This is a genomic window from Cytobacillus kochii, assembly GCF_044790165.1.
Classification (GTDB): domain Bacteria; phylum Bacillota; class Bacilli; order Bacillales; family Cytobacillaceae; genus Cytobacillus; species Cytobacillus kochii.
On record NZ_CP085254.1, the window covers coordinates 4,001,328 to 4,026,534 of the forward strand.

A 25,207-nucleotide genomic window follows, 5' to 3' on the forward strand; every position below is an offset into this window, starting at 1 on the left:
TCGTCAGGATCGGCTAACTTTTTTAACTTCTTGCCATCGTCAATGATCGAACCTCACTTACTCCTGCCTCTTTTAGCAATTTAGCTGCATGATAAAGAGTCGTACCTGTCGTATAAATATCGTCGACGATTAACACTTTCTTCCCGCTCATTTCTTGTTGACCCGTGAATCGAAAAACTTGTGGTGTCTCTAATCTTTCCTTTCTTGTTTTCTTTGATTGTTTTTCTGTATGCATACGGGTGAGGAGAATAGTGGGCTTTTTACCTAATGCGGTGATCAATGCTTCTGATTGATTGAACCCTCTTTCATAGCGTCTTTCTTCACTCAGCGGAATCGGTGTAATAAGATCAAAGCTTATCTGTTTTAATTTCGATTTTAGCAAATCAGCAATTGCAACTGCGAGGATATAATCACCCCGATACTTATATTGAGCGAGCACTTGCTGACAAAAAGAGTTGTATGCTAACACAGAAATATTCTCGTCCAGACAACCGCTATATATTGGGTCCGCTTGCCACTTCTTACAGTCGAGACAGATTTCAACCGTTTCCATCCACCGGTGACAAGTAGGGCAAGTAGGACCTTTGATAAATGCCCATTTTGCTATACAGTCTTCACACCAAAATGACTGCGCAGCTTTTTGAAACAATGCTTGAAATCCACCAGGAAGTTGCATTTCTTTTTGACAAAAGAGACAGCTATTCATGAAGTAAGCCCCTTTGTTTTGCTTCTTTATTCATTTGCAGTATTTGCTTTTTAGCCCGTACCATTGCAGTTGTTTTACCATAATGAAAAAAAACAACATCCCCTGTTGGTGCTTCAACACTTCTCCCAACCCTTCCAGCTATTTGAACAAGTGCACTTTCTGTGAAAATGCGCTCTTCTGCTCCTAATACAGCAACATCTATATGAGGAAAAGTCACTCCTCTTTCTAAAATCGTTGTTGTAAGTAAAATAAGCGTCTCTTGCTTTCTCATTTTCTGGACTTTTTCTTTTCGTAAAGGATCTTCCGCATGCACTGCCTCCACTTTAGGATGAAGTTTTTGTATGAGAGGTAGCATATCATCTATTAGCTTAATTTTAGGAATAAACAGCAAAACCTGTTTCTCTTTTTCAATGCGTTGCTGTAACCATTTTTTTAACACAAAAGGGAGACGGGCGTTTTTTAGGGGGATTGTCCATTGTCCAATCCATTTAAATTGGGGAATCGGTAAAGGAAACCGATGGAAACGAGCAGGGATGGTCATGTATGCTCTTTTATTTTGCCGACATTCTTTTTGCCACTTCCTTGAAGGAGTAGCTGTTAAATAAATCGTGGCAGCTACAGACTTTTTCGCTTGCTGAACAGCATACTGGAGCGTGGCATCCATTGTGTAAGGAAAGGCATCCACTTCATCAACAATGACTGTATCAAAAGCACGATAAAAGCGGAACAACTGATGTGTTGTGCTGATGACTAGATTGGCAAAAAGGTGCCGGTCTTCACTTCCACCATACAGTGCGGCAATCGTGGTGTGGGGAAACACTTTTTTCAGACGGGGTGCCAGTTCTAAGACGACATCTGTTCTTGGAGTAGCAAGACACACGCGCTGGCCTTGCTTTAGTGCATGAGCAATTCCTGCAAAAAGCACTTCGGTTTTACCTGCGCCACATACCGCCCAAACCAAGTACTCTTTTTTGTTATCAATGGCTGCGACAACTGCTGTAGATGCTTGTTGCTGTCCTGTAGAAAGCGTCCCATCCCATTTTAACGGTTGGTCGACTATTAGGGTGCTCGGGCTTGGTCCATTCCAACTAAAAAGTGGAGTACAAGCCGACACTCTTCCCATCATCAAGCAATTGCGACAATAATGGCACTGCTCATTTCCACAACGGGCACAAGGATATGTCGCTAGATGATGACTACTGCCACAGCGAGCACATTTGATTTTTCTACCTTCTTTTATAAAGGGTCGACGAAGCGTGATATAACCTTCGTTCACAAGGGTGAATAGTTCTTCTACAGGGTGAGGGATTTCATCTAGTAGTAATTGTTTACCGAATAGGAATGTCTGAATTTGTGGATTGAAGCGGTATGTAGGGTTGTGGTTATGGTGAGGAATGTTCGGAAGTTCTGTAATAGTGTAAGAAGCTGAGTCGTGGTGAAATACGGGGATGAGTAGGTGATCTTTCATGAGTATTCGCATATAGACTCCTTTCGTGGCTAAAAAAAGGAGTTATTTCAGCAGTGGTTCGTTTTGTCTGCGATAATAACTCCTTAGTAGATGTATTATTTTTTTACCCAGCCAAGACCCATTGAGCCTTCGCCAAGATGTGTACCAATAACTGCACCAAAATAGCTAATACCAAAAGTGACATTCGGTAATTGTGCTTCTAGCTCTTCCTTCCATTTCTGCGCTTCCTCTAAACGATTTGCATGAATAATAGAGGCTTCATAAGCTTCTCCACTTGCTGCATCTTCCGCTAACAAATCCACGATCCGTTTCATTGCTTTTTTACGCGTACGGATTTTTTCGAATGGCACGATGAGCTTATTTTCAAAATGAAGCAATGGTTTCACTTGGAGAAGACTTCCTAAGATTGCTTGCGCACTTGATAAGCGGCCACCTCTTTGTAGATGTGACAGATCATCAACCATGAAATAAGCACGAATGGATTGTTTCATTTCATTCAGTTTGTCCATAATTTCTGCTGGCGACTTCCCGTCAGCTGCCATTTCGGCTGCTTTGACGACATAGAAACCTTGTACACGCGCGCTAATTTCTGAGTCAAAAGGATAGACGGGAATGCCTTCAACCATATTACCGGCAGAGACTGCCCCTTGATAGGTGCCACTAATCCCGCTTGATAAGTGGATGGAGATGATGGCATCATAGTCTTGCTTCAACGTTTCAAACAATGTGACAAAATCACCTACAGATGGCTGTGATGTTTTCGGCAAATCCTTATGTTTGACTTCCTCATAAAAACCTTCTGCAGTGATTTCTATTTCTTCTTTATATGATTCATTGCCAAATATCACACTCAGCGGGATCATGTGAATATTCAGCTTTTCTCTCAATTCTTGTGGGATATAAGATGTACTATCCGTTACTACGGCCGTTTTCATAAATAGAGTGACTCCTTCACTTTTTTCTCTACTATATGTTCTGTTACCATTCTATATGAAAGTTAATAAAAATGCATTAAGTTTAGAGAGGTTTAATGGGAAATCTTTTACTTTTTGGTGGGCTTTTGGGGTGGGTGGTTGGTTTGATTCATACTCGAAGTCTGGGGTTATAACTTTTGCGGTGATGTAAGAGCGCAGGCTTTGATTGTATGGTAGCTCCTTCTCCGGTCATGAGTCAACACTTCCTCCATAATCCAGTTAAAAACTCAATTTTGAAACACCTAGAGTCAATTAGGATTTACACATTTTATATGATAATCCCCCTTATATGTGTGTCGCAACTCTCAGCTCAGGTTCCTTTTCTTGGGGAATTTAGGGATATCTATATCCAATATCTTACGCTCGAGAGGGGCCCGAGAAATTAAATGCGATTCTTGCTTTTACGCTACTTAGCTCTTCCTCTCTTCTTTTTTTTAGTCGTGGTTTTTGCTTTTGCCCTACTTATCTTCTCCTCTTTTCTTTTTTTAGTCGCGATTCTCGCCTTTGCCCTACTTATCTTCTCCTCTTTTCTTTTATTAGTCGCGGTTCTTGCCTTTGCCCTACTTATCTTCTCCTCTCTTCTTTTTTTAGTCGCGATTCTTGCCTTTCCCCTACTTATCTTCTCCTCTTTTCTTTTTTTAGTCGCGATTCTCACTTTTGCCCTACTTATCTTCCCCGCTCTTCTTTTTTTAGTCGCGATTCTTGTCTTTGCTCTACTTATCTTTCACTCTCTTCTTTTTTTAGTCGCGATTCCTTCTTTCACGCTACTCATATGTTCTACTCCTCCCCTATTATCTACGAAACTTATACATTGCTCATATTTCTTATAATCATGTCTCTCCCTTCATTAAATGGACGCCTTCCCTTCCCTTGACCTACCGTTCTATTTTCGACCCGATTCCATTTTCAACAAAAAAACACTCCATATTTGGAGTGTTTCTTCATATGTATGAAAGGCTGGGTTTAGCGAACTTCTACCCAACCGTTTTTGATGGCTACGACAACCGCTTGTGTACGGTCATTGACGTTCATTTTTTGTAGGATGTTACTTACATGGTTCTTGACTGTTTTTTCACTAATATATAATGCTTCACCGATGCCGCGGTTACTTTTTCCGTCTGCAAGGAGTTGGAGCACTTCACACTCGCGTCGAGTAAGTAAATGTAGCGGACGACGGATTTCGATTTGTCCATAAGCGCCTGTTGTGCCAGTTCCTTCTGAAGCAAGGCGACGGTATTCGTTGACAAGATTGTGCGTTACTTTCGGATGAAGGTAAGAACCACCCTCTGCAACTACTTTTACTGCCTCAACTAATGCATCTGCATCCATTTCTTTAAGTAGGTAACCACTTGCTCCGGTTTTTAAAGCGTGCGTAACATAGTTTTCATCATCATGGATTGAAAGAATGATTACTTTAGAATCTGGATATTTCTCTACTAATTGACGCGTTGCTTCCACGCCATTAATATTCGGCATGTTAATATCCATGATAACTACGTCTGGTTGATTTTCTTCAACGAGTCTAATCGCTTCGTCGCCATCGTCACCTTCTGCTACCACGTTAAATGTTTTTTCAAAATCAAGAATACGTTTTACGCCCTCTCGGAAAAGTTGATGGTCGTCAATAATTACTATTTTAGTATTCAAGTTCTTCCCCTCCCAATCTTCAACTGTTTTATATCTATCATGATGTTTGACCAGTTTCAACATCAATTAACTATTATTTCATATAAGGTACTTGAATAATAATAATTGTGCCTTTACCAATATTAGAATCTATCGAAAGCTGGCCCTCCAGAAGTTCAACTCTTTCTCTCATGCCGATAATACCAAAGGATTGTGCTTTTTTCTTATTAATATCAAACCCTTTACCATTATCTCTAATTACGACTGCTATTCTTTCATTATTAATTTCAGTTTTTACAATAATCTCTTCTGCATCAGCATGCTTCATCGCATTCTGCACAGCTTCTTGAATGAGTCGGAATAGCGCCACTTCATATTGACTTGGTAAACGAACCTCTTTACCAACATTCATGAAAGTGATTTTGGTCGAATTATGATATTCTTCGATTGTTTGTAGATACTTCTTTAATGTAGGAACAAGACCTAAGTCATCTAAAGCCATTGGTCTCAGGTCATAAATAATTCTACGGACCTCATATAAAGCACTTCTGACCATTTTCTTTAAATTCCTTATTTCCTCCATAGCTTCATCTGTGCCACGCTCTTTATAAACACGTTCAATCAAATCAGAGCGCATCATCACATTCGCCATCATTTGCGCCGGGCCGTCATGTATTTCACGTGAGAGCCTTTTACGCTCTTCTTCTTGCGCCTCAATGATTTGTAAGCCAAATTCTTGTTTCATCTTCGCATCTTCAAGCATCTCACCCATTTGCTTGATGTCACTCATCAAGTAGTTCATGACTACAGTAATTTGGGAAATTAAATGCTCGGCACGCTCAATCGTATCACTAACGCCCACTAATCTTCTTTCAATGTCGTCTCTACGGTCACGAAGCTGCTTTTCCATTTGCCGATTCATCGATAGATCCATTTGTAATTGATGGGCTTTTTCATATGCATCACGTACTTGCGCTTCCGTGTAATCTTTGAAATGCATACTGACTTCAGATAATCGTTTACGCGCAAAACGTGTTTGACTTTCTAAACGGTCGCCTTCATCAATGACTTTAATAACCATTACCTTTACATCTTTCAGTTCTTCGGTTAAGGTCTCATAATCTTTTCGACATTGCTCACCAATCCGGAAAATTTCATTCTTACTCGTACCGACCGTTTCTATCATTTTTTCTAAAATTAAATCGAGCGACTTCGTATCAAATTTTTTTATACTCATTCGCGATTCCTCCAAGGGTATACCCTGTTGTTGCTATTCCTTATTTTACCTTGAAAAGCGGTATTCGACCATGTGTAGCGGCAGAAAATAATACCATTTGACACAAAATTCGATAAATAGTCGCACGCTTGAAAATTTTTTATATGTCATATATCCTAATTTCATGTTAAAAAAAGAGGATTATTGGCAATATCTATAGTTATCCTCAGATACATACTTATTATATCACTTCAACGATTCGACAATATTAAAGTTTGTTTACAATCTATTAATATTTATGTTTTCCGAAGATTGTCGAATTATAATAGGAAGAGACTTGCAGGAAGGAGCGATATTTTTGCTTCCACAATATCATACCGTCAAAGGTTACGGGGAACATGAAATTATTATACAAAAATCTAGATTTATTGCATATATTGACCGAGCAGAAACAGAAGAAGAAGCGCAAGCATTTATTCAGAAAATAAAGAAGCAAAACTGGAATGCCACTCATAATTGTTCTGCCTATTTAATTGGTGAGCATGATTTAATTCAGAAAGCTAACGATGATGGTGAACCGAGTGGTACAGCTGGTGTACCGATGCTTGAAGTGTTAAAAAAGAGACAATTAAAGGATACTGTTGTGGTAGTCACCCGCTATTTTGGTGGCATTAAACTTGGTGCCGGCGGTTTAATTCGCGCTTACGGTAAAGCTACATCCGAAGGTTTACTTGCTACAGGTATTGTTGAAAGAAAGCTAATGCGCATCATGCATACAAAAGTTGATTATACCTTTCTTGGAAAACTCGAAAATGAATTACGTGCTTCCATTTATCCAATAAAAGAGATCCATTATGCCGATCTTGTTGAAATTGAAACTTATGTAAAAGACGAAGAAACAGCTAACTTCAATGCCTGGATGATCGAATTAACAAATGGACAAGCAGAAATAACTGAAGGTGACGTGTTATATTTAGAATCGACAATTTCTGAGTAAATATTTTACGTATATGCAAATCCATTGTAAAATAAACATTAACTATGTAAAGAATCGATTAAATTTTTACAAATAAAGGAGCAATCATATGTCTTATGATGGTCGTAATGCCCAAAAGGTGAGGAGACGTAAAGTGAAGCGCAGAAGACGTGTTTTCGCATTTATCCTTCTTCCTCTACTAGTCCTTGCCCTAAGTGCCACTGCCTACGGTGCCTATCTCTATAATAAAGCAGAGACAGCGATGAACAGCACATATAACCCACTAGAAAGAGAAACCAAGCGAGATGTAGCTGTACAACCTGATGTTGATAACTTTTCACTACTCATTATCGGAGTCGATGATAGTAGTAAACGGGGTTTTAGTAATTCAGCGCGTTCAGATGCATTAATGGTCGCAACATTTAATAAGGAATCAAAATCTATTAAACTATTAAGCATCCCTCGTGATTCTTATGTTCAGATTCCTAAGCTTGGTTATCAAGACAAAATCACCCATGCTCACGCTCACGGCGGACCACTCACTTCTATTGAAACGGTTGAGCAGCTACTCGATATCCCCATTGATTTTTACTTAAAGTTAAATTTTGATGCATTCATTGAGATCATTGATGCACTAGGTGGAGTGGAAGTAGAAGTACCTTATGCCTTATCTGAGCAAGACTCAAATGACAACGCAGGGGCTATTCAATTAGAAGAGGGCTTACAAACATTAAATGGTGAAGAAGCATTAGCGCTAGCACGTACGAGAAAGCAAGATAATGACATTATGCGCGGGCAAAGACAACAAGAAATCGTTAAAGCGATGATGAAAAAAGCCGTATCAGTAGATGCTATTTCGAAATACGGGGATGTCATCGAAGCAGTTGGAAACAATATGGAAACAGACCTTTCCTTCGACCAAATGAAATCACTTATTAGTTATGCGACTTCTAGTGGCATGACACCAGATATTGAAATGCTCAATCTCAAAGGTCAAGATATGTACTTACCAAACTCTAATGGTAATCGTGTGTATTATTATCAAATAGATGATACTGGATTACAGGAAGTTATTTCAGAACTACAAAGCCATCTTGATTTAGGGACTACGAACCTCGGACAAAATGAATCTACTGATCCGACAAATGGCGAGAGTTCAACAGACGGCGAAATTTCTACTGAATCAAGTGAAGCTGGTTACAATAGCGAATATTAATAGAATTATGCTTTATAGAAACCCCCAAACAAAAAACTGTTTGGGGGTTTTTATTCAGACACATCTTACTCATACTGTTGTGGTTCTCTTTTAGGTGGGCTCATTCTCTCTTATTTTCTAGCTAGTGGTATGGGCATTTCTTGTTTGTCCAGACTTCTTTCTATTTTTTTCTCTTCAATTAAAGGGGCACCTTATAAAGCTTGATAGCCTTTTTATAAGAATGTACGGGAATTTATACATGCATCTCCGTTTCTTGTTACTTTACACTTATACATGGCTTTCCCGCACTTCTCAGCCTTCTCCTTTTGGCTTTTGCACTTATACACGGCTTGTGCGCAATTCCCTGGCTTTTTCTCTCTCTGTTTTGCGCGTATATGCCATTTGCGCGCAATTCCCTGGCTTTTTTCTCTCTCTGTTTTGCGCATATACACGGCTTGCGCGCAATTCCGTGATCTTTCTCTCTTACTTTTGCACGTATATGCCATTTGCGCGCAGTTCCCTGGCTTTTTCCTCTCATTTTTGCGCGTATACACCGCTTGCGCGCAATTCCGTGACCTTTCTCTCTTACTTTTGCGCGTATACACGGCTTGCGCGCAGTTCCCTGTCTTTTCCCTCTCTCTTTTGCGCGTATACACGGCTTACGCGCAGCACTCAGGCCCTTTCTTCTTCTTTTTGCACGTAAACTCCATTTACACGCAGGTCCTTGCCTATCCCCTCTCTCTTTTGCGCGTATACTCCATTTACGCGCAGTTCCTTGTCTGTCCCCTCTCACTTTTGCGCGCATATACCATTTGTTCGCAATTCTCTCCTATTACCTCTCAAGTCTTGCGCGCAGTTCCCATTCTACGTTCTATTTCGCAACATTCATGAGCATTTATTATTCCGCATCATTTCTTCAAACAGTTCTCGCCCACCAATATAGTTATCCAATGGCTCTAGGTAAAGCTTTACTACCAAATTTTTTCTCTCAACCTTATCAACCTCTTAATCTACAAAAAAAGCTAACCAATTTGGTTAGCTTTTGTATCAGTTGCCTTTTCCTTTGAGTCTTTTCAATAGGGGCTGGTAGTCTTTGCCGAGTAGACCGATCAGTTCGGCAAATAATTCGAGCATGACAAGGACAACGGCTATTAGTAAGATGGCTCCCCATACTTTTGCTTGAGAGAAGATAATGGCAATCATGCCAAAAGTAGCTGCCATCGCATAAATTAATAAGACTGTTTGGCGATGGGTAAAGCCTGCATTCAATAAGCAATGATGGAGATGTGATTTATCTGGTGCTGATATCGGTTGCTTGTTTAAAATCCTTCTAAATATCGCAAAAATCGTATCGGATAATGGGACACCTAAAATTAAAATAGGGATAATAAACGAAATCACTGTTACATTTTTAAAGCCGAGCAATGACAAGACAGCAATCATATATCCTAAAAAGAGAGCCCCTGTATCGCCCATAAATATTTTCGCTGGATGAAAGTTAAAGACAAGAAACCCGAGTGTAGCTACCATTAACAAAGAAGCCATGGCAATTACATACGTATTCCCCATGAATACAGCCATTCCAGCAATCGTAAATAGCGCAATCGATGATACTCCAGCTGCTAATCCGTCAAGACCATCAATTAGGTTAATTGCATTCGTCACACCAACAATCCATAAGATTGTAATAGGGATAGCAAAATAACCAAAGTCGATCCGATTATCGCCAAAGAATGGGTTGTTAATAAACTCAACTTCCACATTTCCCCAAAAGACTACGATTAATGCGGCAGCAATTTGCCCTATCAATTTATACTTAGCAGGTAATTGATATTTATCATCTAACATACCGATTATAACGATGATAAATGCACCGACCATGATCGGGATATGCACTTCTTTATTTGGTGAGAAGATTAGCACACCGAGCATGAAGCTTAAATAAATCGCTAAACCACCTAAACGAGGCATCACTTTTTCATGGACTTTTCGATTATTTGGTTTGTCTGTTGCTCCTATCTTAAAGGCCAGTCGTTTTACCAGCGGTGTTAAAAGAACGGAGCATATAAAACATAATATTAAGGTCAAATAAATCATAAAGACCCTCCTTATGGATAGCATGCCCCTCTTTCACACTTGGAACCAGGCATAATTTACAAATTCGTACAATTGTATATCGAACCTATTATATCATAGTTGTACCATTTAAAAAGGTACTTTTTTTGACAAAATCCGCAATATTTATGTCCAATTTTTGTAGGCGTCCATCACATTTTCCCGAAAATGCTCCACACTAAACCACCTTGATGCATGTTTATAGAGATTTTCACCGATTTTTTTCAAGGAACCTACATAATGGGCATTGATCGCCTCTTCAATTGCTAGAGCTAAGGCGTCGACATCTTTCACTGGAACAAGCCAGCCATAATCTTTCGATGGAATCAATTCACAGACTCCACCAACATCGGTCGAAATCACCGGCTTTTTCGCTCTTGCTGCCTCTAATAAGACAATTGGAAAATTCTCACTTAATGATGATAATAGATGAAGATCTGAAATTTGTAATAAGGCATCAATATCCTGTCTATATCCTAAAAATTTTATTTGTTTAGCTAATCCTTTGTTGTTCACAAAAGCTTTTAATTCTTGTTCTAAAAAGCCATCTCCTATTAATAGGAGTTTGACCTGAGGTGCTTTAGCCATGACACGGCTGATGGCTTCTAAGGCAATCCGATGGCCCTTTACAGGTGTGAGTCTCGCCACCATAGCAATCACAAAATCATTCGCCTCAAGCCCTAACCCTTTGCGTTCAAGCGTACAAGACTGCATCTGTCTGTTAAAATCTATGCCATTGAAAATAGTCTTCACTTTACTCCCATCCACACCATGGGAGAGCAAGAGCTCTTTGGAACGATTAGAAATGGCGAAATAATAATCAGGGTGCTTCAAAAGCCATAAATGCAACTTAGTAAAGGCTTTTCCTTTCAAGCCCCGATTAAGAAAATCATCATAGGGATTGCTATGTAATGTTGTCACCCACTTACATTCTCGGGAGGTTTTTTTTAGCAAATAACCATAAAGATTTGCTCGCGCACCATGTGTATGAATCATCGTCATTTGTTCTGATTCAATATATTTCTTTAAACGCTGAATGACTGATAGATCATATCTTTTTTTCGTAGCGAAAAGCTTTACGCGAATCCCTCGCTGTAATGCCTTCTGATAAATCGGTCCAGGTTCAAAAATCCCTAGCGTAAAAACAGAAGGGTCACTATTCTCTAATAAATCAAGAATATGTGTCATGCCCCCACCTGTATCATTCCCTGCATTTAAATGGAGTACTTTCATCGTTGATATTCCATCCTTCTTCATAGTATCAGACGGAACAGCTTAGAAAATAGTTGCAGATTCTAGGGATTTTTACTTCAATCTCGCTTTCTGGATTGCCGTACTTGCTTCACAAATTGAGGTAAAACGAGCACCCTTCTCCAACGAGAGGGCTGCTTCAATAGGCGGTAAAACCACTCTAACTTAAGGTTTTGCCAAAATTCTGGCGCTCGTTTCATTTCACCAGATATAATGTCAATCGTGCCACCGACCCCCATGAATAACCCTTTAGAGAAGCGATGATAATTAGTGGTGATCCATGCTTCCTGACGTGGAAAGCCTAAAGCAACCAAGACAATATCTGGCGCTAAAGCTGCTACCTCTTCAGCCACTTGCCCATCTTCCCAATCAAAATAACCATTATGTCTACCGACAAGGTTAATTCCCGGATAATCTTTTTCTATATTTTCAGCTGCTCTTTTATTTACTTGTTCCCTTCCTCCGAGAAGATATACATGCCAGCCTTTTTTATTTCCTTCTTCTAATAAGGAGATTGTTAAATCAAAGCCTGTTACACGCTCTTTTATCGGCTTTTGAAGCATATTAGCAGCAAGTAGAATCCCATTACCATCAGGCACCACGTAATGAGCAGACTGAATGATCTTTTGATAATCTTTATGCTCTTTGGCATACATAACGATTTCCGGGTTCGCTGTCACGACAAATGTTTTTTCTTGTTTATCTATATGGTTGGTTAAAATGGATTCCATTTCTGCAAAGCTTGTATTAATAAAGGGAACCCCAAGTATATTTACGTAATCATGACTCATTTTATAACCTCAATCTTTATCTTAATAGTCGGTGTTTTAGTTTACACCGTTCTGATTATACTAATAATAAAAAGCACTTTTCCTTAAAGGAGATTCATGATGAAAAAACAGCTTATCCAAGCTGCGGGACTCATAACAGGTATTGCAATCATTAGTAAGGTTCTAGGTTTTGTAAGAGAATTGCTTATGGCCTCTTATTTCGGTACTTCAACAGTGGCTGATGCTTACTTTGTAGCATCCATCATCCCTGTTTTATTATTCTCAGCAGTTGGCATGTCCATTACAACTGGTATCATCCCTCTATATGCTGAATTAAAAAAACAGCATTCACTAGAAGCACGAAACGTAGTAGGGGTACTTACGACTTTATTCCTCATTCTTGCATTAGTGATTACTGTCATCGCAATTCTATTCACCCCTATCATTACCCAATGGATGGCACCAGGGTTCACCGAAGAACAGTGGTATGTAACAAATGTATTAACGATTATCATGCTACCAAGCTTCTGCTTCTACGTTTTATCTGCCGTTTCAACTGGCATTTTAGAATACGAAAAGGAATTCGCACCACCCGCAATGGGAGCCATCCCGCAAAACATCCTGATTATCATTAGTATTGTCGTACTCTCACAGTTCTATGGGATATACGGTGTAGCCATTGCCACTTTGTTAGGAGCCATTAGTCAATTTCTTGTACAATACCCGTTTATAAAGAAGTATAAAGTAATTCGACTTAATTTTCATTTTAAAACCTATTCTCTATTCATTAAAAGAACCTTTTTTTCTTTTATGCCATTAATTATTACGTCCATTGCTTTTCAGTTTAATACAGTCATTGATCGCTTTTTTGCATCTGGACTGATAGATGGTAGCGTTTCAGCCTTAAACTATGCAAACAAGCTGATGTTTCTGCCGTTAAGTATCATTCTCCTATCCTTTATCACCGTGTTGTTTCCATCCATTATTGATACGGCGACAGAGAATAAGAATGAGCTTACTCCACTAATCATTAGCGGTATGACGATTATTAGCTTAGTCGGCATACCTATTAGTGCGGTCATGTTAATAGAAAGCCGGACATTGATTGAAGTAGCTTATGAGAGAGGCGCATTCAATACGAACGCTACTACTATAACGAGCATTGCCTTTTTCTTTTATACAATCGGTATGATCGCCATCGCATTAAAGGAATTTTTAAATCGTTCGTTTATTGCCTTACAAAATGAGAAAATGACCATGATAGCTGCAATCGTCTCTATTATCGTCAATATCATTTTTAGTTTGATTTTAACACCTTTAATGGGTATTGGTGGTGTAGCCTTGGCTACTTCTATCAGCATGGTCTCACAGACGGTTGTTTTGCTATATTTTTTACGGAAGGAATTAGACATACCGAGACAAGAGATGAAGGATTTATTATTTTCTCAAGGAAAAGTATTCACGATGTTCTTACTCGTAACTGGCGGTCTTTTCGGCTTACATAAGCTCTATCATTCCTACTTACCAGCACTGCTGTCGATATCAGTGACAACCTTCACCGCCGTCATTTTCACTATACTAGTGGCTACATTATTGAGAATATCCGAAATGGAAAAGTTCGCTGAATGGGCTAGGACACTCAAGAGAAAGCCCTAACAGAATCAATCAAACGTTTGTTTAAAAAATGCGTTCATTCGAAATTTGCAGCTGAGAATTCTTAGTTCATAGAATTCTCAAGCCGCACGGATTGGATTCCACAGGCTAGCCAAGCCATTAATACAGCTAAATAAATACTCACACCAGGTGCTGTTAATACATGACCAGCGATAAAAGCGACCCCAAGACCTAGAGCTACTCCAGTGAGTACTAAAATGACCTCTAAGTCCATCAATCGTTTCATATTTTGAAATGCTTGTTTAATCAATTGCCAAAGCATATAGACAAAGGGCAGCAAATATAAACTAAACCCTATCATTCCTAAGGAATAAAATAAATCTAAAAAATCCATCTCAATCGTTTTGGCTTCATCCGTAAAGTTGCCACCATAACCCATGCCAAATAGCTTTTGCATCCATGGCGCCTCTTGAAAATAAGCTTGATACTCTTCCCAGTAAGTTTCCCTGCCGCTATAGACGATGTTATCCTTCTGTTCACTTGTCATCACTTGCGTATTCCCTTCTTCTTTTGAAACACCAAGCCAATCAAGCTGTAGCTCCATGTTATGGGCAACTGGGGTATATGGTGTCATAAGAATAAAAACAACAAACAAAATGCCAAGTGTAACTAATTTAGTTCTTTGTATGTATTCTCTTTTTACCAAACGAAGAACAATAGAGGTACCAATGCTGATAAGCAATGTAATCAAAATCGCCCCATAACCCACTTTCGTCCCTAAAGCCAGCAACCCATACATAACCGTGAGTAATCCTACCATTAACCACCACGAACGTTTTAAGGCAAAATATAGTACAACCGGTAACCCCATAGCCAAAATGGCGCCAATCTCATTGCCAGCATAAAACCAGCCAACATGACCACTCTTCCAATAATCATAACTAGGAAACGCAGTATCAGAAAGCCCCGCCACCGTCATCATCGCCCCAGTCAAAATCACAGCTATCATCAAATAATAGAGCGGAGAAATCCTAAACCCTCTGCGAAAAGCCACTAGAAAGAATAGAAAACAGACAACAAAATAAACATTTTTCATTAACCATTTCAGCTCAGGTCCCCACATAAAAACAGGTTTCATCGTAAACTGAACCCCAATCGAAATCACAATAAACAAGCCAAATAACAACAGATAGCCTAAAATCACGGGTTTTCTTACATATGATGTAAATAATAAGTAAGCACATATAAATAATAAAAAACAAAAACGCATCGCTAAACCAAGCGTAAATGCTTGATCATTCAAACGAATAGACAAAGATGTAAGCACATCAATAATTGGCTGTAATAACAAAAAAAGCATACTCAGCCACAACACCTTATTTCTCTTTTCAGTCTTCAGCATAAATAAACAACCTCTTTGGTGGAATTTGTATGGTTTTAGTATGTGAGGAAATTGGGAATTTACTATAAGAGGTGCAAAATATGTTCATCAGATTTTCCCGTACTCTTTTAGAAAAGAGAAACATGTAAACACAAAAAACCGAGGGTATTCCCCTCGGTATAGTCATTATTTGAATTGCTGCAGTAAATCATAAGAAGAGGTATAAACTTTAGCTTGTTTTGCATTTGTAAAGTTTAAATAGTCACCGTAAATCCAACCTTGTTTACCATTAACTGAAATGCGATACCAAGTTGTATCATATGGATAACTACCATTAGATTTTACATCCGTGTTGTATCCTAATACAATCACTTCAGTTGAAACTTTTAATGTGCCAATGACATTACTATTATTATTCACATAAGGGAACGATCTCCAATTCGCATTGGTGTTGATTGTTGCCTTCGTACCAGCCGGCATGTTTTTAACAACATCTGATGGATATGGCTTGCCTGCTGGAATATCCCTACTCCAATTACCTGATGGTGCAGGACCATTGCTCGTTACAACATTTGTAGACGAGTAGTACTTAGCATCATACGGCTGTAAATCTTCCATTAATCGAGCAATTTTATTTTGCCAATCTTTATCCGTTGCATATTTTACATTCATGCCAATTAAGTCTGGTCCATTGTACCATTTACCATTAGGAGTTAAATAATCGGATTTCACTTGGTACGCTACATTACTAATACTATCTTCTACACTATCAAAATAGTAACCGCAAGTGAATGGACAAACATCATACGCCCCGTATCCATATAAGTTATTTTTATAATCGAACAAGTTGGATTGCTTTCCCCAACCAGTCTCTAAAATTGTATGCGCTACTAAGTAAGTTGCGTTTACCCCATATTTATTTTGAACATTAATAAATTCTTGGGCATAATCCTTTAACTTACTATCCCCATGACCTTTGCGATCAAATAAAGCTTTGATTTCCTGTACAGTCAGCTTTGCTGGTTTTCTTAAGTCAAGATTGAGATAACCTGGTTTTTCTGTACTGAGGTCATCTTTGTGGATATAGCCTGTTACCCAATTTCCGTTTACAGAAACAGTAGCCCTGTACCATTCTGAAGTAAATGGATAAACTTTTAGTAAATCACCTTGTTTGTATTTTTTAATTGCACTAGAAGATTTTGACGCAATAGTATATACGTTCAAAGTGTCTGGCACTGCATATAATCGTACATCCTTCGATGATTGCGAAGCATTTTCTACATGACTAGCTGCAATATAACCTGTTTGCTTTTTCCCATTCACATAGACCGTTGCTTTATACCAACCATTAATAAAGGATTCATATTTCAATATGCTACCAATTTTATATGATTTCCATGTACCAGAAGTTACATTCGCCATTTTATAAATAGGAGTAGCTGATTTCAATGCCACCCCTTGATAAGTAGCAGGGTTTTTTACAGGAATTTCTACATCAGAAGCATGGATATATCCTGTTTGCGGCTTGCCACCAATATAAACAGTAGCCTTATACCACCCTGTAATAAATGTCTCAAATTTTAATAACGTTCCTTTAGCATATGACTTGTGGGAACCAGAGCTTCTAGAAGCACTTTTATACACATTAACAGAATCTTTCAATGCTACGCCATGTAATGTATCTGGATTAGTTGTAGGTAAAGAAACATCTGAAGACTTTATGTACCCAGTGGTTGCTTTGCCATTAATATAGACCGTGGCAGAGTACCATCCAGAAATAAAACTTTGGAACTTCAAAATACTGCCTTGTGAATAGGTTTTTAAAGTCTTAGAACTTGTAGTAACTTGTTGATAAACTTTTGTTGGTGATTTTAAACCTACACCCTGATAAGTCTTTGGCTGAGAAGTAATATTTTCTACATCACCTTTATATATATAACCCGTCTGCCATTTTCCATTCACATAAACGGTAGCCTCATACCAATTTGAAGTTAGAGTAGTATACTTCAAAACGCTTCCAGTATTATATGATCTTAGTACACTTGCATTCTTAGAAGCTTTAGAATAAATCTTCGTTGTTGTAGTTGCTACTCCTCGAAGGGTTTTCTTGTCTTGTATGTTCTCTACGTCTGTCTTTTTAATGAAACCGTCTCGCCACTTTCCATTTACTGATACAACCGCTCTATACCAATCGTTATTATAAGTTTCATATTTCAGGATTGACCCTTGAACATAATTTTTTAAAGGCTTGGCACTTTGATTAGCGCTATCATAAATTACCGTCGGGCTTTTAAGTGCAGCACCATAGAGTGTTTGACTGACAGTTGCAGCAAAAGTAGACATTCTTGCTTTCGGTTCTACAACCTCTTCTTTTTCTTCTTGGTTAACTTCCGATTCTCCATCGAGATTTTCACTTGGTGTACTTTCTTCCATCTCAATAGAATCAGTTTCTTCTAAGGAAGAAGCGTTGTCCTCAGGTTCCTCTACTGTTAAATCCTCACTTTTATCTAAGTTTTCTTGTGAGTTATTTTGGGGAACCTCAGGGTCTTCATCCCCATCGATTTCTTCCGTTTCGCCTGGCTCATTCTTAGCCTCTTCATCATGATTGTTTAAATCAAATAGCCTTGCTTCGCGGTATTCACTCGCTTCCGCTTTTTCTACGATTCTACTATTCTCTATATAACCTTGTTTTGTTTCTGATTTATCCTCAGAAGAATATTCTACAAAGGAAAAATATTGTCCCCAGTTTAATACCAATACTTCAGAATCATCTTTTATAGTAAATAAAACTTCTGATTCACCATTTTCTTCTTCGTAGACAGAAATATCACCATCAATTTCTTCAGCAAATACCATTGCCTCAAATGTTTCAGGTAGAGATTCCGCTTTAACAAACGAAATATTCTGTGGTATACTCTGTAAAATTAATAGCAAGACTAAAAAACTAACAAATATTTTTTTCACTACTTTTCCCCCATGTAAATCTATACTTTATCTTAGGGATACATGTAGCGGTCCTTACATAACTATCAGATTTACACTTGAAGCAAATATTTAATTTTTCAAAAAACCGGTAGCTATCATAAGAGGTTTCCTCTACACGCCCACCTAATACTAAATAAAACTCTACACCTCCTAAACTCATAAAATTTACTTTACCAAAGCCATTGACTAGTAACCAGTATTACTTTTAATATCGGCAATTTGTCTTATGTTTTTACATTTTTTTATAGATTGCAGTTCTTTTGATGCGTATTTATTCCTACACAAGCAACAAAAAAAAAACGTACAAAAGGCACTTTTAAGATGCTTTTGTACGCTTAACTTAATATTAAACATTTTCCACTTTGCCAAAGACCGTTTCTACAACTTTCTTGCTTGATTTTCCTTCTTCAAGAGAACAAAACCTGTTATAAAATTCATCAAAATATAGTGGAAGCTTAAAATTATTCTTCTCTAATAATTTAATTTCTTCGATTAATTGTTCTGTTTCTTTCACTAATGGTCCAGGCGCATACTTCTCAAAATCAAAGTAAAAACCTCTTAATTGATCACGATAACTCTCTATATCATAAACATAAAATAACATAGGTCTTCTTAGATTGGCATAGTCAAAGAACACAGATGAATAATCAGTAATCAACAAATCAGAGATTAAATATAATTCCCTTATATCTTCATAAGTTGATACATCATATACGAATGGTTTGTAAGAAGTTATATCTATATTCTCAGCAATCAAATAATGCATTCTTAATAGAATAACATATTCATCACCTAAGGATTCTTTCAAGCTTTGTAAATCTAACTTTAAATTGAATCTATACATCCCTACTTGATGGTATTCGTTGTCTCTCCATGTGGGAGCATATAAGATTACCTTTTTATTAAGTGGTATGTTTAATTTCAATTTAATTCGTTTTATTGTATCTTCTTCGTTACCCAAGTTTAAAATATCGTTTCTCGGGTAACCAGATTCAATAATTTGCTTATTAAAATTGAAGGCTCTACAAAAGATTTCTGTAGAATACTGATTAGGTGAAATTAAATAATCCCACCTAGAAGATTCCTCTAAAAAGTTTCTCTTATATTTTTCAGTCGTTGTTCCAGGCATATGAACTTCATTCATATCTGCTGCCAATTTTTTCAATGGCGTACCATGCCAGGTTTGCAGATAAATTGTATTCTTGGGTTTCGGAATCCATAATGGAGTCCGGCTGTTAAAGACCCAGTAGTTTGCTCTTGCCATAATTAATAACCATGAAATCGAAAACCTATTAATAGTTTGTAAACCCTTGCCTTTAAATGCTTCTTCATACCTAGGATCAATACTCCAATACATATCATAACCCATACCATTTATCTTTAAATACTCGTATATAGCTCTAGGATTACAACTATATTGTTTTCCCAAAAAGCTTTCAAAAACGATTACATTTTTCCTTGCTGGTAACATACCAAGGACTCTAAATATTAATTTGTATATCTTCTTAATTATCCCTAACTTTTTTATTTTCGAAAGCACTCTCCATCACCTTAGTACTCGTCAATACAATTTATTTATTAAAAAATTGGTTGACTATTTTATTTGAAGCATTCCCATCTTCTAAAGAACAGTACTTATCTTTAAACTGCTGATATTTATTACTGTACTTTAAATGTACATTTTGAATTTCTTTAACTGACTGGACAATATCCTCAGTATTATACAGAAAAGGACCAGGTGCTTCTTTTTCAAAATCCATATAAAACCCTCGAACGTCATTCTTATATTCTTCAAAATCATATGTGAAAAACAAAAGTGGCTTTCCTGTATTAGCATAATCAAACATAACTGAGGAGTAGTCTGTCATTAATATATCACTGATCAAATATAGCTCCTGAATTTCTGGATAGTTCGATACATTGTATACAAAATCTCTTAGTTCACTAGGTAATGTTAGTTTATTACTAATGACGACGTGCATCCTAACTAAAAGAATGTACTCATCTCCTAATTCTTGCTTCATTCTATTCAAATCCATATTTAGTTCAAACATAAATTTATTCGTACCTTGTGTTACATTATCCCTAAATGTTGGAGCGTATAAAATAATTTTCTTATCGTCAGGAATATTTAGTTGCCTCTTAATAGTAGCAATTTTCTTCTCATTACTATCCTTATAAAAAATGTCATTTCTAGGGTATCCAATTTCTAATACTTCTCCTTCATACTTAAATGCGCTTCTAAATGCATTTGTCGCATATTGACTAGGTGAAATTAAATAATCCCAATTCTTCGTGGCACTATGAACTCTTTCTAGATAAGTATCATCCCTACCTTGTATTGTTTCTATATCAAATAACATTCGCTTCAATGGAGTGCCATGCCATGTTTGAATATAAATAGTGTCAGTTCTTTTCTTAATATATGTCGGGAAGTTTTGATTATTAATCCAATACTTAGCTCGAGCTAAGTAATAATAATACCTAATACTTAACCTTTTAACCTTTATTGTAGAAGGGTCCATGAAACGTTTGTTCTTATTGTATATCCATACAGTTTTATATTTTTTATCTCTCTTGACTAACTCTTCATAGATATACCTTGGACTATCAGCATATTGCTTCCCTAAACCACTTTCAAAAATTATTAACTTTTCATCGATTGGTAAGACAAGCTTCATTATTTTATATAAAACTTTTACAATCGGGAAATATAAACTTCCTTTTCTAAACCTTTTATATATGGCTCTAATATATTCACTTCCATATAATATTTCCTTTAAAGACTTTCTTTTATGCTTCAACTTTTCAGTTGCTTTATAAATTCTTTCACAAGATTTTTCATCTTTGTATTTCAAGAATTTTTTTGCTCTTATAATATTTTCTGGTTTAGTTTTAAAATCCTTTTCAGCATACAGTTCTAACGTTTTTAAAATTTCCTCATGATCATATAAAATATCTCCAGGTAAATCATTATCTAAATCAAGATGTGATGGCCTCTTACCAATAAACCTATTTCTATCGAATTGATAGTAAATAATTGGTTTTTCTAAAAAGCTAAAATCAAATGCAACACTCGAATAATCGGTTATCATCAAGGAACTTTCTTTTAAAAGATCTTGGACATCAACTTCCCCTTGTGTAACTATCTTAATAGGGCTATCGTTAAAAAACGATGAAAATCTTTGCATATTGGGGTGTAGACATAAAACTATATCAAAATTATATTTTTTTGATAGTTCATGGAGCTTTGGATGATTAACAAGTTGTTTATATCTAGCGAAATACTCACTTTCGAAAAAAACTTCGTCATTAACAATCCACTCTCGCCACGTAGGTATAATTAATAACTGCCTTTTTACTTTAGTTTTATTATCAAATAAGCTATCAAATCTAGAAAGACCAGTAACTGCCACACTCTCTGGTGAGTAGCCAAAGTCTTGTACAATTATATTTTTTTCATAATCTGAACTAACGATAAACATATCTGTATCAAAACTTGGAGAATTTACTCCATAGAAATGTTTTGTGTTTTTAGTTCCTATAACACCATGTTGGAGAAATACTTTTTTAGCTTTAACCAATTTCTTAAACTTTTCAGTTCTCATTGGGAATAAATAATCTGCATGATGAGAACCCAATATTTTTGATGCCATAAGAGTATACAATATATGTTTTTTAGATCCATATATTAGAATGTTCCCTAATGATTCTACATTCCTTCTCTCAGGCGAATCCTCTTCTATAACATAATATACATTCTTATTTGGATGGTTTTCTCTCATATATTTAAAAAAACGATATCCTGTATCCTGAGCTTTATATGGACGTTCACCAACAATCCAAATATCCTTTCTTTTATAGAAAGGTCTTAATAACCATGCATAATTAACCACATTATTCAAATAACCAAAGATATCTTCCTTAAACTTATTTACTTGCAAAGATAAATTAAAATGCTTGATGGTAAAATATGGGGTCAACACTAGAACATTGTTACCCTCTTTAAAATTAACTTCTTTAGAATATCTCTTAACTTTTCTATTTGGACGCCCTAACCTAACAGTTTTAGCTTCAATTTTATTTCCAAAATCGATTTCAAAAAAGAAATCAAATATATCTTCTACAACTAAATCCATACCCTTATAATTATTAAATTCAATGGAAGCATAAAAATCGTATAAATGTCTCCCACTTGAATTATAGGATTTTTCATTGTTTATTTTTATATCGACAGGTATATTTATTTTATTTCCAGACTCTCTTCCAGAAAGTAACAATGAAGCACTTTTTACTTCCATATACTTAGTATTTAAAGTACCTTCTAAGCTAAATACATCACTATTAGATTCCACTTTTGTCAATTTCACAATAGGCTTTATAGATATTTCACTGTCTACTGCCATTGATAATATTTTTGATTTATTGATATATAATTGCATGGAGGAATCTGTGTCTTCTACCTTTTGTAGCCCAGTACAAATGGTTTCTAGATATTTACCTATTGGGCTCAAATATTCTATAAATTGTTGATTACCTTCGACGATTTCTTCAAACTCATGTTTACTTATTTTTTCAAAGCGTTTTTCACTTAATTGCTCTCTCGGAACCCTTATTAGAAAGAAAAAATCATATATTCCTTCTGTTAGTGATTCTTTATATTGAAATAAGTTAAATTCAAATGAGAATATGTTTGTTGCTTTAATTTCTGCTAATTTGCAACTAAAATCCCTCTCCCTAGACTTCACCCAAACTTCTTTCACGGTATAACCATTCAATAATTCACCGGTTATCGTAATATTCATCATACTATCTTGAATAATATTTAATTTCTTTTTAAATCCAGTATTTTTTCCTTTCTTAGAAAAGAATACTTTTTTTAGACGTTTAAAAGCCATGATTGTTATTCTCCACCTTATATTTCCAAATTGAATTTTATGTTATTTTCTTGTTTTAAACGTTCACTTTAAACCTCTCTACAATTATCACAAATTTAATAACGTTGTCAATAAAACCTTTAATCATACGATATATGTACTATCTATTGTAACCTTTTTTAAACAATGTATTTAAAAAACTAATTACGTACAAATAACATTTCTTACATTATGATAAAAATAACCTTGAATTTTAGCTTTATGACTTAAATTGATATATAATACTTACATAAGGTGAATTGTTGGAGGAATTAGCCATAATAACCAACTTTCTAACTTGATAAGACTATCAATTTGTTTTAAAATTGAACTATTGATTTTTACAAAAAACGACATTTACCAACGAAATTATATATTTTACTAAGCCTATTCTAGGAGGTTTTTCGTATGAAAAAGGTATTAACATATGGCACTTTTGATTTATTGCACTGGGGTCATATTAATCTATTAAAAAGAGCAAAGGATCTTGGAGATCATTTAACAGTTGCTATTTCTTCTGACGAATTTAACAAAATTAAAGGTAAAGAAGCTTACCACAGTTTTGAAAACAGAAAAATGATTCTAGAATCTATTCGTTATGTAGATAAGGTCATTGCTGAAGATAACTGGGATCAAAAAATTCAAGATGTAATTAATAACGATATTGATGTTTTTGTTATGGGCGATGATTGGGAAGGAAAATTTGATTTCTTGGAAGAATATTGTGAAGTAGTATACTTGCCTCGAACAGTAGGTATTTCTACATCTAAAATTAAAAACGACCTTTTCGAAGTACAAAATGGCTAGAGAAATTGCTATCAATATCTACTTATTCTTTTTTGGAATGGTCTTTAAATTTTTTAATATTCTTTTTCCAACCAAGAATAAAGTTGTTCATGTAGTTTCTTTTTCTGAGAACAGCATAAATATATATAAAGAATGGAAGCGACAAGAGCAATCTTGTCGCACTATTTTTTTATTGACGAAAAGTTCATTAACATCTGAATTCAATGCTATTAAACAAGATGATGATCAAATTTTACAATTCACCCCATCATCACCCATCGCCTTTTTAGAAGGTTTGTTTCATCTGGCAACGACAAAAATTGTTTTAGTCGATAATTACTATGGTTTTTTAGCAAATATTCGATTTAAGACAGAGGTGAAGTGTTACCAACTTTGGCATGCGAATGGAGCGATTAAACGTTTCGGATTGAGGGATCCTTCAAATAAAAAAAGAAGTAAACAAGCATTAATACGTTTTCAAAAAGTATATAAACAGTTCCACCAAGTCATTGTTGGATCGGATAAAATGAAGGAAATTTTTAAAGAAGCGTTTAACCTAAACGAAAATCACTTCCTACCTATTGGGATACCAAGAACAGATGTGTTTTTTCACGAAGAAAGTATTTACAAGAAAAAAGAGCGATTACTGCAACAATATCCTGAACTGCGTACCAAGAAATTAATACTATATGCCCCTACATTTAGGGATGAGAACTTAGAGACTTATGAGCTCAAAATTGACTTAGAACTATTGTATCAAGATCTAAGAGATTCCGATTACCTCATACTTTTAAAGCTTCATCCAGCAATCAGAAATACAGTAACTATCGATGACAGTATGAAAGATTTTGTTTATGATTTCTCTCACTTTGCTAACACCAATGAATTACTTTTCATAACAGATATTTTAGTAACAGATTATTCTTCTATTCCATTTGAATTTTCATTACTGAATAAACCTATGATTTTTTATCCATATGATTTAAATCATTATAAAGAAAGTAGAGGGTTTTGGACCGAATATAAAGAACTTGTACCCGGTCCCGTTGTTTCTTCCACTAATGAGCTAATTGAAGTCATTCGTCAGCAAAGTTTTGATTACCATTTAATAAATACATTTAATCATGAGTGGAATACTAATAATGACGGTAAAGCGAGTTATCGATTCGTGAAATATTTACAAGCAGACTTACATTCTGAACATAAAAAAGTAGAGCGTAACCAATAG

18 protein-coding genes and 1 pseudogene are annotated in these 25,207 nt (G+C 36.1%); 5 read left to right on the forward strand and 14 right to left on the reverse strand.

What is annotated here, in order from left to right; translation table 11 throughout:
* Positions 1-22: 22 nt before the first annotated feature.
* The 6 genes from LG276_RS20470 to LG276_RS20495 all read right to left on the reverse strand — a co-directional run bounded on the left by LG276_RS20470 (position 23) and on the right by LG276_RS20495 (position 6,011).
* Positions 23-706, reverse strand: coding sequence for a ComF family protein (locus LG276_RS20470; RefSeq protein WP_404292676.1), 684 nt, complete (start codon positions 704-706; stop codon positions 23-25).
* On the reverse strand, positions 699-2,186 hold the full coding sequence (locus LG276_RS20475) for a DEAD/DEAH box helicase (RefSeq protein WP_404292678.1): 1,488 nt from the start codon (positions 2,184-2,186) through the stop codon (positions 699-701). The genes LG276_RS20470 and LG276_RS20475 overlap by 8 nt, the downstream gene beginning before the upstream one ends.
* An 83-nt stretch (positions 2,187-2,269) precedes the next feature.
* Positions 2,270-3,109 carry a DegV family protein gene (locus tag LG276_RS20480; RefSeq protein ID WP_341105699.1) on the reverse strand — a complete coding sequence of 280 codons (840 nt, stop codon included), beginning with the start codon at positions 3,107-3,109 and terminating at the stop codon, positions 2,270-2,272.
* A 445-nt stretch (positions 3,110-3,554) separates the two neighbouring features.
* Complete coding sequence (locus LG276_RS20485) at positions 3,555-3,803, reverse strand: hypothetical protein (protein ID WP_404292680.1); 249 nt, start codon at positions 3,801-3,803, stop codon at positions 3,555-3,557.
* 308 nt (positions 3,804-4,111) lie between these two features.
* On the reverse strand, positions 4,112-4,795 hold the full coding sequence (locus tag LG276_RS20490; protein ID WP_224937162.1) for a response regulator transcription factor: 684 nt from the start codon (positions 4,793-4,795) through the stop codon (positions 4,112-4,114).
* A 73-nt stretch (positions 4,796-4,868) separates the two neighbouring features.
* Positions 4,869-6,011, reverse strand: coding sequence for a sensor histidine kinase (locus LG276_RS20495; protein WP_095371820.1), 1,143 nt, complete (start codon positions 6,009-6,011; stop codon positions 4,869-4,871).
* 337 nt (positions 6,012-6,348) lie between these two features.
* Between LG276_RS20495 and LG276_RS20500 the strand changes: the two genes are divergently transcribed.
* Entirely contained in the window at positions 6,349-6,987 is a 639-nt protein-coding gene (locus tag LG276_RS20500; RefSeq protein WP_224937163.1) for a YigZ family protein, read from the forward strand.
* 88 nt (positions 6,988-7,075) lie between these two features.
* A complete protein-coding gene (locus LG276_RS20505) occupies positions 7,076-8,182 on the forward strand; it encodes an LCP family protein (RefSeq protein ID WP_341105694.1) in 1,107 nt (368 codons plus the stop codon).
* A 256-nt stretch (positions 8,183-8,438) separates the two neighbouring features.
* Here the strand turns inward: LG276_RS20505 and LG276_RS20510 are convergent, their stop codons facing one another.
* The 4 genes from LG276_RS20510 to LG276_RS20525 all read right to left on the reverse strand — a co-directional run bounded on the left by LG276_RS20510 (position 8,439) and on the right by LG276_RS20525 (position 12,318).
* The gene (locus LG276_RS20510) at positions 8,439-8,966 is read right to left on the reverse strand and encodes a hypothetical protein (protein ID WP_404292683.1); all 528 of its coding nucleotides are present in this window, start codon (positions 8,964-8,966) and stop codon (positions 8,439-8,441) included.
* 242 nt (positions 8,967-9,208) lie between these two features.
* Positions 9,209-10,258: an MraY family glycosyltransferase gene (locus tag LG276_RS20515; protein ID WP_224937166.1), complete on the reverse strand. Its 1,050-nt coding sequence runs from the start codon at positions 10,256-10,258 to the stop codon at positions 9,209-9,211.
* 144 nt (positions 10,259-10,402) lie between these two features.
* Complete coding sequence (locus tag LG276_RS20520) at positions 10,403-11,509, reverse strand: glycosyltransferase (protein WP_404292685.1); 1,107 nt, start codon at positions 11,507-11,509, stop codon at positions 10,403-10,405.
* A gap of 77 nt (positions 11,510-11,586) precedes the next feature.
* Positions 11,587-12,318: a WecB/TagA/CpsF family glycosyltransferase gene (locus tag LG276_RS20525; protein ID WP_404292687.1), complete on the reverse strand. Its 732-nt coding sequence runs from the start codon at positions 12,316-12,318 to the stop codon at positions 11,587-11,589.
* A gap of 99 nt (positions 12,319-12,417) precedes the next feature.
* Between LG276_RS20525 and murJ the strand changes: the two genes are divergently transcribed.
* On the forward strand, positions 12,418-13,953 hold the full coding sequence (murJ, locus tag LG276_RS20530) for a murein biosynthesis integral membrane protein MurJ (RefSeq protein WP_404292689.1): 1,536 nt from the start codon (positions 12,418-12,420) through the stop codon (positions 13,951-13,953).
* A gap of 61 nt (positions 13,954-14,014) precedes the next feature.
* Here murJ and LG276_RS20535 read toward each other — a convergent pair whose 3' ends face one another.
* The 4 genes and pseudogenes from LG276_RS20535 to LG276_RS20550 form a co-directional block, all read right to left on the reverse strand.
* Positions 14,015-15,313: an O-antigen ligase family protein gene (locus LG276_RS20535; RefSeq protein ID WP_404292691.1), complete on the reverse strand. Its 1,299-nt coding sequence runs from the start codon at positions 15,311-15,313 to the stop codon at positions 14,015-14,017.
* 165 nt (positions 15,314-15,478) lie between these two features.
* A complete protein-coding gene (locus LG276_RS20540; RefSeq protein WP_404292693.1) occupies positions 15,479-18,256 on the reverse strand; it encodes a glucosaminidase domain-containing protein in 2,778 nt (925 codons plus the stop codon).
* A gap of 367 nt (positions 18,257-18,623) precedes the next feature.
* A pseudogene (locus LG276_RS20545) lies at positions 18,624-19,820 on the reverse strand (CDP-glycerol glycerophosphotransferase family protein); the annotation flags it as partial.
* 28 nt (positions 19,821-19,848) lie between these two features.
* Positions 19,849-23,175, reverse strand: coding sequence for a CDP-glycerol glycerophosphotransferase family protein (locus LG276_RS20550; protein WP_404292695.1), 3,327 nt, complete (start codon positions 23,173-23,175; stop codon positions 19,849-19,851).
* Between the two features lie 426 nt (positions 23,176-23,601).
* On the opposite strand from LG276_RS20550, the gene tagD reads away from it, so the two are divergent.
* Together tagD and LG276_RS20560 are read left to right on the forward strand one after the other, a co-directional pair.
* On the forward strand, positions 23,602-24,000 hold the full coding sequence (gene tagD / locus LG276_RS20555) for a glycerol-3-phosphate cytidylyltransferase (RefSeq protein ID WP_251162152.1): 399 nt from the start codon (positions 23,602-23,604) through the stop codon (positions 23,998-24,000).
* Complete coding sequence (locus LG276_RS20560) at positions 23,993-25,207, forward strand: CDP-glycerol glycerophosphotransferase family protein (RefSeq protein ID WP_251162153.1); 1,215 nt, start codon at positions 23,993-23,995, stop codon at positions 25,205-25,207. The genes tagD and LG276_RS20560 overlap by 8 nt, the downstream gene beginning before the upstream one ends.